Below are 14,638 nucleotides of genomic sequence, written 5' to 3' on the forward strand. Positions count from 1 at the left end.
CCCTCAATATACTGAGCAGCCCATGCCTCCTGTCTCTCCCCAACGCCCGCCGACGATCGACGCCCCGGCGGCCGCGCGGTGGAACCGGCTGGCACCGCCCTCGGGGTCGCCCTGGCTGCACGAGGAGATCGGGCGCCGCATGGAGGACCGGCTCCAATGGATCAAGGCCCGCCCCCGCCATTGGGCCGATTGGTCGCCGCTTCGGGGCGGACTGGAAGCCCACGAGCTAGTGGCGCGCCGGTACCGGGATGCCGCGGCCTACGTCATCGAAACAGAACCCTCGCTGGTGGCGCCAACCACGAAGGCGCTGACCGCGCCCTGGTGGACCGCCCGGCGGTGGCAGGGTGGTCAGCCGACGTTCGAGGCGCCGCCGGAAGACGGCGTGGATCTGCTCTGGGCCAACATGGCGCTGCACATGGCGGCCGATCCGGGGGCGCTGATCAGCCAATGGCACGGGCGGGTCGCGACCGACGGCTTCCTGATGTTCTCGTGCTTCGGGCCGGACACCCTGCAGGAATTGCGCGCGGTTCACGAGCGGCTCGGCTGGCCGCCGGCCAGCCACCAGTTCACCGACATGCACGACTGGGGCGACATGCTGGTCGGGGCCGGCTTCGCCGAACCGGTGATGGACATGGAGCGCATCGTCCTGACCTGGACGAGCGCGGACGCGGCGCTGACCGAACTGCGTTCGCTTGGCCGAAACCTCCATCCAGCCCGCTTTCCGGCGCTGCGCGGCAAGCACTGGCGGCAGGCGCTGTGCGAGGCGCTGCCCGAGCTGGCGCCGGCCGAGGAGGGCGGAGGGAAGATCGCGCTGACCTTCGAAATCATCTACGGACACGCCTTCAAACCTGCGCCGAGAGTGGCGCTTTCGTCCGAGAGTGCGGTCTCGTTGCGCGAGATGCGCACCATGCTTCAGCGCGGTCGCCCAGGTGCGTGAGGCGGCGCTTGTTCACCCGCTACAATCCGGCGCTGCGTGAACTCCGGGTATTGTCCCGTGACCGAGGCCTGTCGAACATGGGTTTGACAGCGATCGACGCACCGATTTGCTGAACTCGCCCGTGTCGAATTCCGTGTTTCGTTTTGCCACCGTTTCAGGACAGAGCGTTCATTGGTTTCTGAAACGCAATTGCTCGGTCACGCCGAGCCAGCTCGGCTGGCTCTACGCATCGCTCTGCGTAGTTTCCCTAGGCATCGGCGCTGTCTTCTGGCTGAACGGGGCACGGCTCGTCCTGCCGTTCGCCTGGCTCGAGCTCACCGCAGTCGGGATCGCATTCATCCTCTACGCACGCCACGCCACTGATGGCGAGAAGATTGCCCTGCAAGGTGGGCGGCTGGTGGTCGAGCTCGAAAACGGCGGCCACTACGAGCGTACGGAATTCTTGCCGCACCAGGTGCGGGTCGAGCCCCGGGACAGCGATCGTTCGTTGATCGAGGTCTCGGGTCAGGGTCGTTCGGTCAGGGTGGGGCGCTATGTGCGCCCGGAGTTGCGTGCGGCGCTGGCGCGCGAAATTCGCATGGCATTACGCAGCGCCTGAGGGGGCCTGTGCAGTGCGTCACCGTGGGGACCGGTGGGTTAACAGGAAAATGAAGAAGTGAACACGATGAAGAGCAATTGGCGGAACAAGATTTGGCCAGCGAATCTGCTGCTGGCGGCCAGTGCGGCGTTCAGCGGCGCAGCACACGCAGTCAATGACCTGCCCGGCGGCCCGTCGGTGCGTCAGTTGAATCTTCCGGTGGGCGTCACGAAGATCGCCCAGGAGCAACACTTCCTCCACACCGTGATGATGGTGCTTTGCACCGTCATCTTCGTGGCCGTGTTCTCCGTCATGTTCTATTCGATCTGGAAGCACCGCAAGTCGGTGGGCCACAAGGCGGCCAACTTCCATGAATCGGTGGTGGTCGAGGTCATCTGGACCATCGTCCCCTTCATCATCGTCATCCTGATGGCGCTGCCGGCCACCCGGGTGCTGGTCGCGCAGAAGGACACCACCAACTCCGATCTCACGATCAAGGTCACCGGCTACCAGTGGAAGTGGGGCTACGACTACCTCAAGGGCGAAGGCGAAGGCCTGTCGTTCATCTCGACGCTCGACGCTTCGCACCGCGCGCTTTCCGATGCGGGTGCCCGCGGCGACGTGCCTGACAACTTCCTGCTGAAGGTCGACAACCCGCTGGTCGTGCCGGTTGATACCAAGGTTCGCATCATCACCACCGCCAACGACGTGATCCACGCCTTTGCGGTGCCCCAGTTCGGCGTCAAGCAGGACGCGATTCCGGGCTTCGTGCGCGACACCTGGTTCCGTGCCGAGAAGGTCGGCGACTACTACGGCCAGTGCCAGGAGCTCTGCGGCAAGGAACACGCCTTCATGCCCATCCATGTGAAGGTGCTCGCCGCTGCCGACTACACCGCCTGGGTCGACGGCAAGCGCAAGGAAGCCGCGGCCAAGCAGGACGACCCCAGCAAGGTCTGGACGCTGCCCGAAATGCTCGCGCGCGGCGAGAAGGTCTACGCCGCCAACTGCGCCGCCTGCCACCAGGCCAATGGCAAGGGCGCTGGCCCGATCAAGCCGCTCGACGGCTCGGCGACCGTGCTCAATGCAGACCACAAGCTGCAACTGCACACGGTGCTCAACGGCCAGAACAACGGCGCCATGCCCTCATGGAAGCAGCTCAGCGACACCGACATCGCTGCCGTGGTGACCTTCACGAAGAACGCCTGGTCGAACAAGACCGGCCAATTGGTGCAACCGGCCGAAGTGCTGGCGGAGCGCGGCAAGTAAGCCGCCCGCCCCGTGACGAAGAGTTTGCAAGGAATACCAAGATGAGCGCAGTCCTCGATCCCCACGGTCAAGCACACGGCCACGGCGACCATGCCCACGACGATCACCACCACGCGCCGACCGGCTGGCGTCGCTGGGTGTTCGCGACCAACCACAAGGACATCGGAACGCTGTACCTGCTGTTCTCGTTCACCATGCTGATGGTGGGCGGCGTCCTGGCCCTGCTGATCCGCGCCGAGCTGTTCCAGCCCGGCCTGCAACTGGTCAACCCCGAGCTGTTCAACCAGTTCACCACGATGCACGGCCTGATCATGGTGTTCGGCGCGATCATGCCGGCCTTCGTCGGGTTCGCGAACTGGATGATCCCGCTGCAGGTCGGTGCATCGGACATGGCGTTCGCGCGCATGAACAACTTCAGCTTCTGGCTGCTGATCCCTGCGGCGCTCATGCTGGTGGGTTCGTTCTTCATGCCTGGCGGCGCGCCCGCCGCGGGCTGGACGCTCTACGCGCCGCTCACGCTGCAGATGGGCCCGTCGATGGACGCCGGCATCTTCGCGATGCACATCATGGGCGCCTCGTCGATCATGGGCTCGATCAACATCATCGTGACCATCCTCAACATGCGTGCGCCCGGCATGACGCTGATGAAGATGCCGATGTTCTGCTGGACCTGGCTCATCACCGCCTACTTGCTCATTGCCGTGATGCCCGTGCTCGCCGGCGCGATCACGATGACGTTGACGGACCGCCACTTCGGCACCAGCTTCTTCAATCCCGCCGGCGGCGGCGACCCGGTGATGTACCAGCACATCTTCTGGTTCTTCGGCCACCCCGAGGTCTACATCATGATCTTGCCGGCGTTCGGCATCATCAGCCAGATCGTCCCGGCCTTCGCCCGCAAGAAGCTCTTCGGCTACGCCTCGATGGTGTACGCCACCTCGTCGATCGCGATCCTGTCGTTCATCGTGTGGGCGCACCACATGTTCACGACCGGCATGCCGCTCACCGGCCAGCTTTTCTTCATGTACGCGACCATGCTGATCGCGGTCCCGACGGCGGTGAAGATCTTCAACTGGATCGCCACCATGTGGCAGGGCTCGATGACCTTCGAGACCCCGATGCTGTTCGCGGTCGGCTTCATCTTCGTGTTCACGATGGGCGGCTTCACCGGCCTGATCCTCGCGGTCGCCCCGATCGACACGCAGCTGCAGGACACCTACTACGTCGTCGCCCACTTCCACTATGTGCTGGTGGCCGGCTCGCTCTACGCGATGTTCGCCGGCTTCTATTACTGGGCGCCGAAGTGGACCGGCGTGATGTACAACGAAGCGCGCGGCAAGGTCCACTTCTGGTGGTCCCTGATCTCGTTCAACATTACCTTCTTCCCGATGCACTTCCTCGGCCTGGCCGGCATGCCTCGTCGCTATGCCGACTACCCGATGCAGTTCGCTGACTTCAACGCGGTTGCTTCGGTCGGCGCGTTCGCGTTCGGACTGGCGCAGGTCTATTTCTTCTTCTTCATCGTGTTGCCGACGATGCTCGGCAAGGGTGAAAAGGCGCCGCAGAAGCCATGGGAAGCCGCCGAGGGCCTGGAATGGGAAGTGCCTTCGCCCGCGCCGTTCCACACCTTCGAGACCCCACCCAAGCTCGACGCCACCGCCACCAAGGTGATCGGTTGAGGCAGGGCGCGTGATGACACCCGAGCAAAAGAGGAACAACCGCCGCCTGGGGCTGACGCTGGCCTCCATCGCGCTGATGTTCTTCATCGGCTTCATCGTCCGCATGGTCTGGGTCGGCCGCTAGGAACACCGCGATGAAGATCGGCCAGCGCATCCGTCGAGAAAATGTCCGCATGGTCGGCAAGCTGGCCGTTGTCGCTGTCGGCATGTTTGGCTTCGGCTATGCGCTGGTTCCGATGTACCGGGCGATCTGCGAGATGACCGGCATCAACATCCTCGCGCGGTCCGAACTCGAAGTGCCGGGCGGCGCTTCCGGCGGCAAGGACGTGCGTTTGCCCGATAACACGCAGGTCGACATGAGCCGGACGATCACGGTCGAATTCGACGCCAATGCACACGGGCTGTGGGACTTCCAACCCGCGCAAAGGTCGATGCAGGTGCATCCGGGCGAGCTGCACACGGTCATGTACGAATTCCAGAACGTGCAGAACCGCCGCATGGCCGCGCAGGCGATCCCGAGCTACGCGCCGCAGCAGGCGGCGCCTTACTTCAACAAGCTGGAGTGCTTCTGCTTCAACCAGTACACGCTCGATGCGGGCGAGAAGAAGCAGTGGCCGGTGGCCTTCGTGATCGACCCCAAGATTTCGAAGGACGTCAAGACGATCACGCTGTCGTACACCTTCTTCGAGGTGGGCGGCAAGACGCCTCCGGCCCCCGTGGCCAACAATGGCGCGTCGCCACCTTCGACGGAGCCGCGCTCATGACGACGTCGCCCGAAACACCGCGCAAGGGATCGCTCTGGCGAACGCTGCGTGCGGTCGGCTGGTCGTTTTTCGGCGTGCGCAAGAACAGTGCCTTCCAGGACGACGTCGCCAAGCTCAATCCGTTGCACATCATCGCGGTCGGCCTCGTGGCCGTGGTGATTTTTGTCGGCGCATTGATCCTGGTCGTCCGCTGGGTCGCCACCGCGTGAAGATCAACCCCACAAGAAACTGAACCGAGAGAGAAGAAAGCCAGGACCTGATATGAGTTCAACGACGCACGGCACCACGCCCTACTACTTCGTGCCCGGGCCCTCTGCCTACCCGGTGATGGCCGCGACCGGCCTGCTCTTCGTGATTCTCGGGGCGGCCCAGTGGATCAACGGCCACCAGTGGGGCGCATGGTCGCTGCTGCTCGGCATGATCGTCTGGCTCGGCACCTTGTTCGTGTGGTTCCGGACGGCCATCGGCGAGAGCGAAAGCGGCAAGTACGGCTACAAGGTCGACCTGTCGTTCCGCTGGAGCATGAGCTGGTTCATCTTCTCGGAGGTGATGTTCTTCGGCGCCTTCTTCACCGCCTTGTGGTGGGCGCGCACGCACGCGCTGCCCGCACTCGGCAGCCTGGACAACGCCATCCTCTGGCCCGACTTCAAGGCCGTGTGGCCGACCGTCGCCGCCGGCGCGACCGGCTCGCCCGCCGACATCGTCGAGCCCTTCCAGACGGTCGGTCCGTTCTGGCTGCCGACCATCAACACCGCGCTGCTGCTGAGCTCCGGCGTGACGCTCACGATCGCGCACCACGCGCTTCGCGCCGGTCATCGTGCGCAGACGGTGCGGTTCATGTGGCTGACGGTGCTGCTGGGCCTGACCTTCCTCTTCGTGCAGGGTTACGAATACCACCACCTGTACACCGAACTGAACCTCAAGCTCAGTTCCGGCACTTACGGGTCCACCTTCTTCATGCTCACCGGTTTCCACGGGCTGCATGTGTTCATCGGCATGCTGATGCTCTTCTTCATCACGCTGCGCATTCGTGCCGGCCACTTCACGCCGGAGCGTCATTTCGGCTTCGAGGGCGCTGCCTGGTACTGGCACTTCGTCGACGTCGTGTGGCTCGGCCTCTACATCACGGTCTACTGGCTTTGAGCAGCATCGACGGCACAACAAAAAAGCGCCGCAAGGCGCTTTTTTCATGGTTCTCCCGCAACGGGAGCGAGCTACTTGCCCACCGGCAAGCCCCCTGGCTGGATGTATCCGAGTTTCCAGGCCACCAGGATGCACAGGAACAAAACAACCGACAGCCCGATCCGAACCGTCAGCGCGCGCGCCATGCCGCCCCCTTTGGCGCGGCCGTTGCGCCCATCCCTCAGCATGAAGAACAGCGCGAACCCAAGGCTCGCCAGGATGCCCGCGAAGGCGAGGGCGACAAAGTACTTCATGAATCCCATTATCGGCCGCAGAGACGGCCTCACGGTTTGAACACAGATATCCCTGTCAACGCATCATCCACGCGCCGAGGCCGTTTCTGGGTGGTCACCTTGATGGCTGTCATCGCCATCGCTGGCACCGCCTCGCTCGGGCGCTGGCAGCTCTCCCGCGCCGCGCAGAAGGAGGCCATCCAGGCCGAGATCGATGCGCAGAAGAACCTGGCTCCGCTCGATCAGGCGGCCTTCCTGGCGCTGGACAATGCTTCTTCAACGGCCCTCCACCGGCCGGTTCGACTGCGCGGGCTCTGGCTCCAGCCGCAGACCGTCTATCTCGACAACCGGCAGATGCATGGAGTCCCCGGCTTCTATGTCCTCACGCCGTTCGCCATCGAAGGCTCCAACCAGACCGTGATGGTGCAAAGGGGCTGGATCCAGCGCAATTTCAACGACAGGACCCAGCTCCAGCCGGTCGTGACGCCGCCGGGCCTGGTCGAAGTGGTCGGGACGATTTCGCCGCCGCCGGGGCATCTGCTCGACCTCGGCAAGGCCGAGCCGGGCGCGCCAATGCCGGACGGCGCGGGGTCTTCCCCCATCCGGCAGAATCTCGACCTTGAAGCGTATCGAGCCGAGACCGGTTTGCCACTGCGGACCGATATCTCCCTCCAGCAGACCGGCGAGGCATCCGAGGGCCTGCAGCGAGATTGGCCGGCTCCCGCGCTGGGTGTCGAAAAGCACTACGGCTATGCGTTCCAGTGGTTCGGGTTGTCGGCCCTCGTCCTAATTCTCTATGTCTGGTTCCAATTCATCGCCCCCTACCGTCGCGCACGCCTTGCCCGCCGCAGCTGACGAGCCGCTCGGCCTGACGGTGCACTCGATGCCGTCGCCGCGCCAGGCGCTCGACGAGGCGGCGACGCGCCGCACGGTGACCGGTCGGTGGAAGATGATCCTGGTCCTGCTGTGCTGCGCGGCGCCGGTGATCGCCTCGTATTTCACGTACTACGTGATTCGGCCGGAGGGCCGCAGCGTCTACGGCGAATTGATCGATCCGCAGCGCCCGATGCCCAACATCCAGGCCACTTCGGCCGACGGAACGACGATCCAGCTTCAATCGCTGCAAGGGCAATGGCTGCTGATCACGGTGGCCGGAGCCGCCTGCGATTCGGTCTGCGAACAGCAGCTCTATCTGCAGCGCCAACTGCGCGAAAGCCTCGGGCGCGAGAAAGACAGGCTCGATCGCGTATGGATCGTCAGTGATGCGGCGCCGCTGCCGAACCGCCTGGAGAACGCTCTGCACGGCGCGACGGTCGTCCGCGTACCAGAGTCGCAACTGGCGCAATGGCTGGCGCCGGCTGCGGGCCACGCACTGGCGGATCACCTTTACCTGGTCGATCCGATGGGCCACTGGATGATGCGATTCCCGGCGCGCATGGACACCGCCGGTGCGAGCCGCGCGAAGCGCGACCTCGACAGGCTGATGCGCGCCTCCGTGTCGTGGGACGAGCCGGGGCGCTGATCGGGTCATGGACACCACCTCGCTCTACGACCTCACCCCGATCGCCTGGCTCCTGGCGGTCGGCGTGCTGCTCGCGCTCGGGCCGCTCATCTGGGTCTGGCGGCGCAATGCCGGTGCCGGCCCGGCGCGCAGGTTGCACGCACTGACCGTGCTCACACTGTTTCTGACCTTCGACCTCACGCTCTTCGGCGCATTCACCCGCCTCACGGATTCCGGTCTTGGCTGTCCGGACTGGCCGGGTTGCTACGGCAACGCGAGCCCGGTCGGTGCACGGCACGAGATCGCGATGGCGCAGGCCGCCCAGCCGACCGGGCCCGTCACGCACAGCAAGGCCTGGGTGGAAATGGTCCATCGCTATCTGGCGACCGGTGTCGGTGCGCTCATCCTCGCACTGGCCGTCGCCACCTGGGTTGCGCGGCGGCGACAACGCGCGGAACACAGCGGCGCGAGACCGCTGAGCGCCTGGTGGCCTGCTGCAACATTGGCATGGGTCTGCCTCCAAGGGGCTTTCGGCGCGCTGACCGTGACGTGGAAGCTCTTCCCCGCCATCGTCACGCTCCATCTTCTCGGCGCCATGGTTCTGCTCGCGCTGCTTTGCATCCAGGCCGTGCGCTACCAGCAGGATGCGATGCGACGTCCGCCGGCGCCGGTGCCTTCGGCGCTGCGCAACCTGCTGATCGCGACCACCGTGCTGCTGGTGCTGCAGATTGCACTCGGCGGCTGGGTCAGCACCAACTACGCGGTGCTCGCCTGCACCCAGTTCCCGACCTGCCAGGACAGCTGGTGGCCGCCGATGAACTTTGCGCAGGGATTCCAGCTCTGGCGCCATCTCGGGGAAACGGCGGACGGCACCCCCATCGACTTTGCTGCCTTGACCGCGATTCACTATGTTCACCGCCTGATGGCCTATCTCGTCTTCATTGCCATCGCGCTGCTGGTGCGTTCTCTTCGTCGCGTACGGCCGCTGCGTCCGCAGGCCCGCTGGTTGGGCGGGCTCGCGCTGCTTCAACTCGCGACCGGTCTCGGCAATGTGCTGCTTGGCTGGCCCCTTGCGGCCGCCGTGCTGCACACCGGCGGCGCCGCCGCGCTCGCGGTGGTATTGACCTGGACCTTGTGCGAAAGCCGGCGCGAGGGCGCCACCGTGGCGGCGACCGCCGGCGGCCGGCGCGAAAGAATGGAGGCGGCATGAGCGCACCGGCTTCCGTTCACAGCTCGCACACCGCCAGCGTGATGCGGCAGTTCTACGCGCTGACCAAGCCGCGCGTGGTGCAGTTGATCGTGTTCTGCGCCCTGATCGGCATGGTGCTCGCCGTGCCGGGTGTTCCTGGCTGGGCCGAGCTGCAGCAAGCCGTGTTGGCCTGCATCGGCATCTGGCTGGTCGCCGGCGCGGCGGCGGCGTTCAACTGCCTCGTGGAAAAGGGCATCGATGCCAAGATGAAGCGGACCGCATGGCGTCCGACCGCGCGCGGCGAGCTGAGCGATCGCCAGGCGCTGATCTTCTCGATCGCGCTGTGCACCCTGGGCTCCACGATCCTCTGGTTCGCCGTGAATCCGCTCACGATGTGGCTGACTTTCGCGACCTTCGTCGGGTACGCGGTGATCTACACGGTGATCCTGAAGCCGCTGACGCCGCAGAACATCGTCATTGGTGGCGCATCCGGCGCGATGCCACCAGTGCTTGGATGGGCAGCGATGACCGGCGAGGTCAGCCCCGAGGCGCTGATCCTTTTCCTGATCATCTTTCTCTGGACACCGCCGCATTTCTGGGCGCTAGCGCTCTACCGCGTCGAGGACTACCGCAAGGCCGGTCTGCCGATGCTGCCGGTCACGCACGGCAACGAGTTCACGCGGCTGCATGTGCTGCTCTACACCCTGATCCTCTTCGCGGCATGCCTGATGCCGTTCATCTACGGGATGAGCGGCTGGCTCTACCTGGTGGTGGCCTTCGGCGTGAGCATCGGGTTCACAGGCTATGCGTTCGCGCTGTGGCGCAGTTACTCCGATGCGCTGGCGCGCAAGACTTTCCGCTTTTCGCTGATCCACCTGAGCGTGCTGTTCGCCGCACTGCTCGTCGACCACTATCTCCGATGACTTCAACCATCAACAAGCGTCAGGCCCTGCGCCGGATCGCCATGGCGGCAGGTTCGGTCGCGGCCGCCTGCGCGGGCTTCAACCTCGCGGGCTGCACCGAATCCAAGCCGACCTTCAATGCCGTCGACATCACCGGCGCCGACTACGCGAAGGACTTCTCGCTCACCGACGCGAACGGGCGTGTGCGGACGATGGCGGACTTCAAGGGCAAGGCGGTCGTGCTGTTCTTCGGCTATGCCCAGTGCCCGGACGTCTGTCCGACCACCATGACCGAGATGGCGCAGGTCAAGCAGCAGCTCGGAAGCGACGGCGACAAGCTGCAGGTGGTGTTCGTCACTGTCGATCCCGAGCGCGACACGCCGGAGGTCATGAAGGCGTACATGGGCGCGTTCGATCCGTCGTTCGTCGCGCTGATCCCGACCGCCGAACAACTGCCGGCGCTCGCCAAGGACTTCAAGGTCTATTACAAGAAGGTCGAAGGCAAGACGCCGACCAGCTATTCGATGGACCACTCCGCGGCGAGCTTCATCTACGACCCGCAGGGCCGGCTGAGGCTGTATGCGCGGTATGGCGCCGGCATTCCGCCGATGGTGGCCGACATACGGGCGCTGCTGAAGTCCTGATCGCACCGCCGTGGACGACAGCGTCGATCACCTCAGGTCGCGCAAGGGCGCGTTCCGCATCGCCCTGATCCCGGCGGAGGTGCTCGAGGCGCTCAATGACGGGAAGCTCGAAACCGTCAATCTCAACGAGTTCCTGGCGCTGGAGTTGCCGCGCCTGGCACGCAACGTCGCGGCGCACATCGGGCTCGATGCGGAAAGCGAGCGCCTGATCGATACCTTTGCGATGCTGCCGTCCTTCAAGCCCATGCAGCGGCACGGCCATATCGCACGCGCGCTGTACGACTTGACGGCCGAACACGCCGATCGCGATGCCGTCGCCCACCGGCTCGCGACGCATCGGAGCGATGTGGCGCGCTGCTGGGCGACGCACTGGATTCCGATGTCAGGGCTTCCGTTGCAGGCGCAGCTGGAGGCGACTTGGCGCTTCGCCGCGGATCCCCATTTCGGCGTCCGTGAGATGGCGTGGATGGCCGTGCGGGACGCGACGATCCGCTCGCTCGATGAAGCGTTGCGGCTCCTGCAGCCGTGGGTGCTCAGTCCCGACGCGAACATCCGCCGCTTCGCAAGCGAGCTGACGCGGCCGCGTGGCGTGTGGTGCGCCCAGATCGAGCAACTGAAGGCCGCGCCCTGGTTGGCGATCGAACTCCTCGAACCCTTGCGGGCCGACCCGAGCCGCTACGTCCAGAACTCCGTGGCGAACTGGCTCAATGATGCGAGCCGGACCCAACCCGACTGGGTGGAAGAGACCTGCGCGCGGTGGCAGCGCGAAAGCGACCTGTCGGCAACCCGCTACATCACGCGCCGCGCTCTGCGCACCTTGTCCAGGCAGGCGCCCGTACCGGTCTGAAAAAGAAAAAGCCCGGCGGGGCCGGGCTTGTCGGAGCGCAGGCGCCTCAAGCGTATTCCGCGAGCGCCTTCTTCATCTTCTTCATGGCCGCCACCTCGATCTGGCGGATGCGCTCGGCGCTCACGCCGTAGACCTCGGCGAGGTCGTGCAGCGTCATGCCGCCCGAACCGTCGTCGTTCACCTTCAGCCAGCGCTCTTCGACGATGCGGCGGCTGCGGTCGTCGAGGGCCTCCAGTGCCGTCGTGATGCCGTCGGTCGACAGGCGGTCGCGCTGACGCGACTCCAGCAGGGCGGTCGGCTCCTGGCTTGCATCCGCCAGGTAGGCGATCGGGCCGAAGCCTTCTTCGCCGTCGTCGGACGGACTCGGGTCGAGCACCACATCGCCACCGGAGAGCCGGGTTTCCATCTCGAGGACTTCTTCCGGCTTCACGTTCAGGCGGGTGGCCATCTGCGAGACCTGATCGGCGCTCAGGGTGTCGCGGTGCGTGTCGCCGTCAATGGCGGCTTCGGCCTTGAAACCCTGCTTCATCGAGCGCAGGTTGAAGAACAGCTTGCGCTGGGCCTTGGTCGTCGCGACCTTGACCATGCGCCAGTTCTTCAGGATGTACTCGTGGATCTCGGCCTTGATCCAGTGCATGGCGTAGCTCACCAGCCGCACGCCCTGATCGGGATCGAAGCGCTTCACGGCCTTCATCAGGCCCACGTTGCCTTCCTGGATCAGGTCGCCGTGCGGCAGCCCGTAACCCAGGTATTGGCGGGAAATGGAGACGACCAGACGCAGGTGCGACAGGATCAGCGCACCGGCGGCTTCGAGATCGTTGTGGTCGCGCAGCTTGCGCGCGTAGCCCTGCTCTTCCTCGAGCGTCAGCAAGGGCAGCCGGTTGGTTGCCGAGATGTAGGCGTCCAGGTTACCCAGCGGAGGCACCATCGACCACGGATTGGCGACGGCGAGCTGGTTGGCAGAGGCTCCAGACAGTGTTGTCATTCGGGAAACTCCTTCGTTCTTGACCATGTTAGCACTCGATTAGAGGGAGTGCTAAGACAAGGGTTCCCTGGCCGCGTCAATGGCGGCGATAGCTTGACAGCACCGCCTTCGGCGCTGTCCGGCGCGTTCGAGGTATCACCAACGGATACCAAGACGCTGAAAAATCTTCGAAAGTACAAAAAGTGGCCCAACCCAGAGGTACTGGATATCTTCAAAGAAGGAAGGCTTCTTGCCCTCGATCTTGTGGCCCACGAACTGGAAGATCCATGCCACCACGAAGATGGCGCCGGACACCGCCAAAACAAGGCTTCCCATGGCGTGCACCGCAGCCAGAAGGAGCACGGTGCCAACGAGCATGGTGATCAGGAAAGCGGGGACCTGGAGCCTCGCGTAGTACACGAGGCTCGCACCCACGAATGCGTAGGCAACCCAGGGATGCAAGGCAAAGAGAAGTCCGACGATGCTCAGCATGATCGCCGGGATCGCCACCATGTGGATCGCCTCGTTGACCGGGTTCCGATGGCTCTCCTCGTAGTGGGCGAGCAGGCGATCGACCTTCCGGTCGCTGCCGGCGAGCGGGGTGGCGGTGGTGTCCATGCAGTCTCCTTGTTCTGGTGCCGCGGACATGATGCCAGAGCGGCTCCAGCGCGACAGGAGGATGAACCCGACCGTTTATTTAGCCGAGAAGCGCCTGCGCGAACTCCCGCGCGTCGAAGGTTTCCAGGTCTTCCAGCTTTTCGCCGACGCCGATGAAATAGACCGGGATCGGCCGCTCGCGCGCGATCGCGCACAGCACGCCGCCCTTGGCGGTGCCGTCGAGCTTGGTGACCACCAGCCCCGTCAGGCCGAGCGCCTCGTCGAATGCCTTGACCTGCGCCAGCGCGTTCTGCCCCGTGTTGCCGTCGATGACCAGCAGCACTTCATGCGGCGCCGTTGGGTCTGCCCGGTTGACCACGCGCTTGATCTTCTTGAGCTCGTCCATGAGATGGATCTGCGTCGGGAGCCGGCCTGCCGTGTCGACCAGGACCACGTCCTTGCCGCGCGCCTTGCCGGCATTGACAGCATCGAAGCTCACGGCGGCCGGATCGCCGCCTTCCTGGCTGACGATCTCGACGGTGTTCCGGTCCGCCCAGACGAGCAACTGCTCGCGTGCGGCGGCGCGGAAGGTGTCGGCGGCGGCCAGCAGCACCGAGGCGCCCTCGTTGGCCAGATGCTTCGTCAGCTTGCCGATGGACGTCGTCTTGCCCGCGCCGTTCACGCCGGCCACCATGATCACGGTCGGGGTGTACTCGCCGATCACGAGCGATTTTTCGAGCGGGCGCAGCAGGTCGGCGATCGCATCCGCGAGCAGCGACTTGACCTGGCTGGCATCGGTGGCCATGTTGCTCTTGACCCGGCGCCGCAGGTCCTCCAGCAGATGCTCGGTCGCCTTGACGCCGGTGTCGGCCATCAAGAGTGCCTCTTCCAGCTCTTCGTAGAGCTCGTCGTCGATCTGGGCGTTGACGAAGGCCGCGGTGATGCTGTTGCCGGTCTTGCGCAGGCCGTTCTTGAGCTTGCCCAGCCAGCCGCTGCGCTCGGGTTGTGCTGGTGCGGGGACCGGCGCGATGACGACTGGCGCGGGCGCTGGTGCCGTGACGGGCGGAGGGGCAGGCTCGGCGGGTGTCGGCTGCGGACTCTCGGGCTGGCCGAGAAGGGTCGGCGCTTCAGGGGGAATCGCCGGAGTGGCGAGTGCTTCGACTTCGGGAGCAGGCGAGGGTGCGGGTGGCGGTGCCGGCGGAGCACCCTTGCCGAACCAGCTGGATGGCGAAAAGACCGACCTTGCCGGCGTGGCTGGAGCCGCCGGTGTTTCACCCGATGAAACCTCGGGAGAAGGCGCCGGTGCCGGGGCGGCATCGGGCTGTGGTTTTTTCTTGAAGAAACTGAACATTGGCG

At 65.0% G+C, this 14,638-nt stretch carries 18 protein-coding genes; 14 read left to right on the top strand and 4 right to left on the bottom strand.

Translation table 11 applies throughout. The features are described 5' to 3' along the window. Positions 1-22 precede the first annotated feature (22 nt). From BLW05_RS12505 to BLW05_RS12535, 8 genes are all read left to right on the top strand, one after another. Positions 23-937: a methyltransferase domain-containing protein gene (locus tag BLW05_RS12505; protein ID WP_093162893.1), complete on the top strand. Its 915-nt coding sequence runs from the start codon at positions 23-25 to the stop codon at positions 935-937. 121 nt (positions 938-1,058) lie between these two features. Continuing rightward, positions 1,059-1,535, top strand: coding sequence for a DUF2244 domain-containing protein (locus BLW05_RS12510; RefSeq protein WP_093163178.1), 477 nt, complete (start codon positions 1,059-1,061; stop codon positions 1,533-1,535). Between the two features lie 66 nt (positions 1,536-1,601). Beyond that, a complete protein-coding gene (coxB, locus tag BLW05_RS12515) occupies positions 1,602-2,780 on the top strand; it encodes a cytochrome c oxidase subunit II (RefSeq protein ID WP_093163180.1) in 1,179 nt (392 codons plus the stop codon). A 41-nt stretch (positions 2,781-2,821) separates the two neighbouring features. Next, positions 2,822-4,459, top strand: coding sequence for a cytochrome c oxidase subunit I (ctaD, locus tag BLW05_RS12520; protein ID WP_093162895.1), 1,638 nt, complete (start codon positions 2,822-2,824; stop codon positions 4,457-4,459). 13 nt (positions 4,460-4,472) lie between these two features. Beyond that, positions 4,473-4,583 (top strand): cytochrome oxidase small assembly protein, encoded by a 111-nt coding sequence (locus tag BLW05_RS36280; protein WP_218135165.1) that lies wholly within the window; start codon positions 4,473-4,475, stop codon positions 4,581-4,583. Between the two features lie 10 nt (positions 4,584-4,593). Beyond that, entirely contained in the window at positions 4,594-5,223 is a 630-nt protein-coding gene (locus BLW05_RS12525; RefSeq protein WP_093162897.1) for a cytochrome c oxidase assembly protein, read from the top strand. Next, complete coding sequence (locus BLW05_RS12530; protein ID WP_093162898.1) at positions 5,220-5,432, top strand: DUF2970 domain-containing protein; 213 nt, start codon at positions 5,220-5,222, stop codon at positions 5,430-5,432. The genes BLW05_RS12525 and BLW05_RS12530 overlap by 4 nt, the downstream gene beginning before the upstream one ends. Positions 5,433-5,484: 52 nt before the next feature. Then, positions 5,485-6,366, top strand: a complete 882-nt coding sequence (locus BLW05_RS12535; protein ID WP_093162900.1) for a cytochrome c oxidase subunit 3 — start codon at positions 5,485-5,487, stop codon at positions 6,364-6,366. 71 nt (positions 6,367-6,437) lie between these two features. Here BLW05_RS12535 and BLW05_RS12540 read toward each other — a convergent pair whose 3' ends face one another. Next, a complete protein-coding gene (locus BLW05_RS12540) occupies positions 6,438-6,659 on the bottom strand; it encodes a twin transmembrane helix small protein (protein WP_177142633.1) in 222 nt (73 codons plus the stop codon). Positions 6,660-6,761: 102 nt separating this feature from the next. On the opposite strand from BLW05_RS12540, the gene BLW05_RS12545 reads away from it, so the two are divergent. From BLW05_RS12545 to BLW05_RS12570, 6 genes are read left to right on the top strand one after another with little or no spacing between them, the layout of a single operon-like run. Further along, the gene (locus tag BLW05_RS12545; protein ID WP_093162902.1) at positions 6,762-7,493 is read left to right on the top strand and encodes an SURF1 family protein; all 732 of its coding nucleotides are present in this window, start codon (positions 6,762-6,764) and stop codon (positions 7,491-7,493) included. Further along, positions 7,435-8,160 carry an SCO family protein gene (locus BLW05_RS12550; protein ID WP_093162904.1) on the top strand — a complete coding sequence of 242 codons (726 nt, stop codon included), beginning with the start codon at positions 7,435-7,437 and terminating at the stop codon, positions 8,158-8,160. The genes BLW05_RS12545 and BLW05_RS12550 overlap by 59 nt, the downstream gene beginning before the upstream one ends. Before the next feature lie 7 nt (positions 8,161-8,167). Continuing rightward, positions 8,168-9,349: a COX15/CtaA family protein gene (locus BLW05_RS12555; RefSeq protein WP_093162905.1), complete on the top strand. Its 1,182-nt coding sequence runs from the start codon at positions 8,168-8,170 to the stop codon at positions 9,347-9,349. After that, complete coding sequence (cyoE, locus tag BLW05_RS12560) at positions 9,346-10,251, top strand: heme o synthase (protein ID WP_093162907.1); 906 nt, start codon at positions 9,346-9,348, stop codon at positions 10,249-10,251. Before BLW05_RS12555 ends, cyoE begins: the two co-directional genes overlap by 4 nt. Then, the gene (locus tag BLW05_RS12565) at positions 10,248-10,874 is read left to right on the top strand and encodes an SCO family protein (protein ID WP_093162908.1); all 627 of its coding nucleotides are present in this window, start codon (positions 10,248-10,250) and stop codon (positions 10,872-10,874) included. Before cyoE ends, BLW05_RS12565 begins: the two co-directional genes overlap by 4 nt. A gap of 10 nt (positions 10,875-10,884) precedes the next feature. Beyond that, positions 10,885-11,721: a DNA alkylation repair protein gene (locus BLW05_RS12570; protein WP_093162909.1), complete on the top strand. Its 837-nt coding sequence runs from the start codon at positions 10,885-10,887 to the stop codon at positions 11,719-11,721. 46 nt (positions 11,722-11,767) lie between these two features. Here the strand turns inward: BLW05_RS12570 and rpoH are convergent, their stop codons facing one another. The 3 genes from rpoH to ftsY form a co-directional block, all read right to left on the bottom strand. After that, positions 11,768-12,706, bottom strand: a complete 939-nt coding sequence (rpoH, locus tag BLW05_RS12575) for an RNA polymerase sigma factor RpoH (RefSeq protein ID WP_093162911.1) — start codon at positions 12,704-12,706, stop codon at positions 11,768-11,770. A 135-nt stretch (positions 12,707-12,841) separates the two neighbouring features. After that, complete coding sequence (locus tag BLW05_RS12580; RefSeq protein WP_093162912.1) at positions 12,842-13,303, bottom strand: Mpo1 family 2-hydroxy fatty acid dioxygenase; 462 nt, start codon at positions 13,301-13,303, stop codon at positions 12,842-12,844. Positions 13,304-13,382: 79 nt separating this feature from the next. Further along, positions 13,383-14,633 carry a signal recognition particle-docking protein FtsY gene (gene ftsY / locus BLW05_RS12585; protein ID WP_093162913.1) on the bottom strand — a complete coding sequence of 417 codons (1,251 nt, stop codon included), beginning with the start codon at positions 14,631-14,633 and terminating at the stop codon, positions 13,383-13,385. Between the last annotated feature and the right edge of the window lie 5 nt (positions 14,634-14,638).

Origin of the sequence: Variovorax sp. YR216 (assembly GCF_900107745.1) — a bacterium.
Lineage (GTDB): Bacteria > Pseudomonadota > Gammaproteobacteria > Burkholderiales > Burkholderiaceae_C > Variovorax.

What these genes read in the sequence shown, in the direction of transcription:
- BLW05_RS12505 (WP_093162893.1), top strand. Translation starts at nt 23, where the DNA reads ATGCCTCCTGTCTCTCCCCAACGCCCGCCGACGATCGACGCCCCGGCG.
- coxB (WP_093163180.1), top strand. Translation starts at nt 1,602, where the DNA reads ATGAAGAGCAATTGGCGGAACAAGATTTGGCCAGCGAATCTGCTGCTG.
- ctaD (WP_093162895.1), top strand. Translation starts at nt 2,822, where the DNA reads ATGAGCGCAGTCCTCGATCCCCACGGTCAAGCACACGGCCACGGCGAC.
- BLW05_RS36280 (WP_218135165.1), top strand. Translation starts at nt 4,473, where the DNA reads ATGACACCCGAGCAAAAGAGGAACAACCGCCGCCTGGGGCTGACGCTG.
- BLW05_RS12525 (WP_093162897.1), top strand. Translation starts at nt 4,594, where the DNA reads ATGAAGATCGGCCAGCGCATCCGTCGAGAAAATGTCCGCATGGTCGGC.
- BLW05_RS12530 (WP_093162898.1), top strand. Translation starts at nt 5,220, where the DNA reads ATGACGACGTCGCCCGAAACACCGCGCAAGGGATCGCTCTGGCGAACG.
- BLW05_RS12535 (WP_093162900.1), top strand. Translation starts at nt 5,485, where the DNA reads ATGAGTTCAACGACGCACGGCACCACGCCCTACTACTTCGTGCCCGGG.
- BLW05_RS12540 (WP_177142633.1), bottom strand. Translation starts at nt 6,659, where the DNA reads ATGAAGTACTTTGTCGCCCTCGCCTTCGCGGGCATCCTGGCGAGCCTT.
- BLW05_RS12545 (WP_093162902.1), top strand. Translation starts at nt 6,762, where the DNA reads ATGGCTGTCATCGCCATCGCTGGCACCGCCTCGCTCGGGCGCTGGCAG.
- BLW05_RS12550 (WP_093162904.1), top strand. Translation starts at nt 7,435, where the DNA reads ATGTCTGGTTCCAATTCATCGCCCCCTACCGTCGCGCACGCCTTGCCC.
- BLW05_RS12555 (WP_093162905.1), top strand. Translation starts at nt 8,168, where the DNA reads ATGGACACCACCTCGCTCTACGACCTCACCCCGATCGCCTGGCTCCTG.
- cyoE (WP_093162907.1), top strand. Translation starts at nt 9,346, where the DNA reads ATGAGCGCACCGGCTTCCGTTCACAGCTCGCACACCGCCAGCGTGATG.
- BLW05_RS12565 (WP_093162908.1), top strand. Translation starts at nt 10,248, where the DNA reads ATGACTTCAACCATCAACAAGCGTCAGGCCCTGCGCCGGATCGCCATG.
- rpoH (WP_093162911.1), bottom strand. Translation starts at nt 12,706, where the DNA reads ATGACAACACTGTCTGGAGCCTCTGCCAACCAGCTCGCCGTCGCCAAT.
- BLW05_RS12580 (WP_093162912.1), bottom strand. Translation starts at nt 13,303, where the DNA reads ATGGACACCACCGCCACCCCGCTCGCCGGCAGCGACCGGAAGGTCGAT.
- ftsY (WP_093162913.1), bottom strand. Translation starts at nt 14,633, where the DNA reads ATGTTCAGTTTCTTCAAGAAAAAACCACAGCCCGATGCCGCCCCGGCA.